Annotated in this window: 1 protein-coding gene; it reads right to left on the bottom strand. The window is 55.6% G+C overall.

The window, feature by feature from the left end; translation table 11 throughout:
* Window positions 1-117: 117 nt before the first annotated feature.
* Window positions 118-881 (bottom strand): aromatic amino acid transport family protein (locus ACTHUE_RS19530; protein ID WP_440424228.1); only part of this gene is annotated, 764 nt, incomplete at its 5' end.

Below are 881 nucleotides of genomic sequence, written 5' to 3' on the forward strand. Positions count from 1 at the left end.
ATAATATACAGTTTGTCGTACATGGATGGGGTTCGTTGGGGGGAGAGGGGGTCTTGTAGCGGAAAAGAATGAAGTAGGCCGTCGGAAAGAGGGTGTTTCAGACGGCCTTAAGGGAATTTAACCTTTAAATACGGGAACAAGCTCCATTTGGCTCAATATTTGGGCGGCAATGTTGATGACGCCGAAGAGGAAGACCCAAACCATCAGCCAGAATCCGCCGTAAACTTGGTAGTTTTTGCCGGCGCCGAATTTTTTGCGCGAGTGGTAGAGCAGCATGGCCGGGATGATGCCGGTCCAGATGGTGGCGGCCAGGCCGACGTAGCCGATGGCAGTAACGAAGCCGGTGGGGAAGAGCAGGCAGGAAATCAGGGGCGGCAGGAAGGTCAGCGCGGCGGTTTTGGTGCGGCCAGAGATGCTGTCGTTCCATTTGAAGATGTCGGCGATGTAGTCGAACAGGCCGAGCGTTACGCCGAGGAAGGAGGTGGCAATCGCCATGTAGGAGAACAGGGTCAACACTTTGTCCATATTGCCGGTTTGGGCAAACTTGGACAGCGTTTCGATCAGGATGGAAACTTGTCCTTCTGCGGCGATAACCGGTGCGAACTCGCTGCGCGGCAGGTTGCCTTGGATGGCGATTTGCCAGAGGACGTAAATTACCAAGGCAATCAGCGTACCTGCCCACAGGGATTTGGCCACTTTGGGCGCGTCGCCTTTAAAGTATTTGAGCAGGCTGGAGACGTTGCCGTGGAAACCGAATGACGCAAGGCAGACGGGCAGGGCGGTGGCGGCATACATCCAGTAGTGGGTGCCGGCCGGGGCTTGGGTGTCAAACAAAACAGGCATTTTGGCATCGGCAATCAGGCCGCCGGTTGCCCAAATAA

It is taken from the genome of Neisseria sp. P0021.S005 (genome assembly GCF_051956955.1).